At 71.3% G+C, this 1,823-nt stretch carries 2 protein-coding genes; both read right to left on the bottom strand.

Going from position 1 to position 1,823, the window contains the following annotated elements; genetic code table 11:
• The coding region (locus AC2VON_RS23745; protein WP_486955047.1) for a glycogen/starch synthase at positions 1-493 on the bottom strand (493 nt) is incomplete at its 3' end.
• On the bottom strand, positions 490-1,823 hold a 1,334-nt coding region (locus AC2VON_RS23740; protein WP_486955046.1), incomplete at its 5' end, for a 1,4-alpha-glucan branching protein domain-containing protein. The genes AC2VON_RS23740 and AC2VON_RS23745, both read right to left, overlap by 4 nt.

The raw sequence follows: 1,823 nt of genomic DNA, 5'->3' as shown, positions 1-1,823 counted from the left end.
CCAGCCAGGATTCGATCGCGTGCACCTGACGACTCAGCCGGCCGGAAACCCAGCCGGAATGTCGTCCGGCTTCGGTGGCGTGCATCGTGGAGACCAGAGGCACATCGTAGAATTCGGCTAGCGCAATGGCCGGGTGGGCTACCAGCCAGTCGTGAGCATGAACCATTTCGGGCCGCCAAGTCTGCTGGCCACCATGGGTTTTCAGGGACAGCCCGGCGCGGACCATGGCATGGCCCATCGCCAGCGTCCACGCCATCATGTCGGCGCCGAAGGAGAACTCGTGCGGATCCTGCGCAGCCGCGACCACCCGCACCCCCTCGCTGACCTGATCCGACAACGGGTGCGTGGTCGGGTCGGTGTCGGAGGGGCGCCGGGACAGGACGACGACGTCGTGGCCGGCCGCAGCCAGCGCGGTGGACAGATGGTGGACGTGCCGGCCGAGACCGCCGACCACCACCGGCGGGTACTCCCACGACACCATCAGGATCCTCATCGGGGCAGCCTCCGGGCGTCCAGGGCGCCGAACAAGCCGTCGGCGCGGTTCCAGCCGTCGGCCAGCCGCTGCGCGGCCTCGGGGCGACCCGATGCCAGGGCGGCGCCGATCTCGCGGGTGGCGTGCGCATGCAGGTGTGCGCGGTACCGGGCGTAGTCGGCGGCAGAGTCCTTGCTCACCATAAACGGCCAGTCGCTGGAGACGGTCAGCAGCGCCTCCCGCAGCATCTGGTCGGCGACCCGATCGCGGGGAGCGGGCCCGTCCAACGCGGCGGCCTGCGCCAGCGCCTTGTCGACGACCGCGAGCGCGGTGTCGGACACTTCGGTGTTGAGCTGCACCAGGTCGGCCACCTGCGGACCGGTCCACACCTGCCAGTCTTTGCCGGACCCCCAAGAGCCAGGCGGTAATGCGACCGGATCGCCGACGAATCCGGCGGTGATGGCGTCGGACAGCGTGCCGACACGCACCCCGGCCTGCGGCAGTGCCCGTAGCACCCGCTCCAGCCACAGCGGCCCCTCGTACCACCAGTGCCCGAACAGCTCGGTGTCGAAGGCGGCGATCACATGGGCCGGCCGGCCGATCCGCTCGGACTCGGTGGCGAGCCGGGACCGGACCAGCTCGACGAAGTCGGCGACATCGGCGTCGACTGCCTCCTCGGCGCGCCGCGGGTGGTAGGGCGCCTTGTCCTCCGGCGCCACGTTGCGCCCGGTGACCCGGGCGGGTTTGAGGCCGGTGCGGTGGTCGTAGGTATGAAAATCCCGGTAGGAGCGGTGTCCTGGATAGCCCGACTTCGGCGACCACACCCGGTAGCTGACGGTCAGATCGCGCCCGAACGCGATCACGTCGGTGTCGCCGACCAGCCGGCCCAGTGCGGTGTCGCCGTGCAACGACGGGCCGTCGACCATGAAATGCGACACCCCCGCGGCGGCGTAGTCGTGCTCCAGGCCGGGGGCGTAGGCGCACTCCGGCGCCCAGATTCCGGCCGGGGTGTGCGCCAGCCGCTGCCGTGCGTCGGCCAGGCCTTCGCGCAGCGCGAACTCCCGCAGCCGGGGCGTCAGCAGCGGCTGGAACGGGTGGGCCAGCGGACCGCCGAGCACCTCGACCGTGCCGGCGTCGACCAGCCCGCGCAACAGCGGGCTGGCGCCGTGTCGCCACCGGGCGGTGAAGTCGTCCAGTGCTTCTTCGGCGACGGCGCACTCGCGAATCCCGAAAGCTCTCGATGCCGGCAGGCTCGCCGCCTCGGTGGCGCGCAGCTGCCAGTTCGCCAGCCAGTGGTGCATGCCGTCCAGGCAGTACGGGTCGTCGAGCTGCGCGGCGACCACCGGGGTGA

Source organism: Mycobacterium sp. TH-M82 (assembly GCF_057473605.1).
The sequence above is the reverse complement of the archived record's forward strand: the minus strand, read 5'-3'. Positions and strand labels throughout refer to the sequence as shown.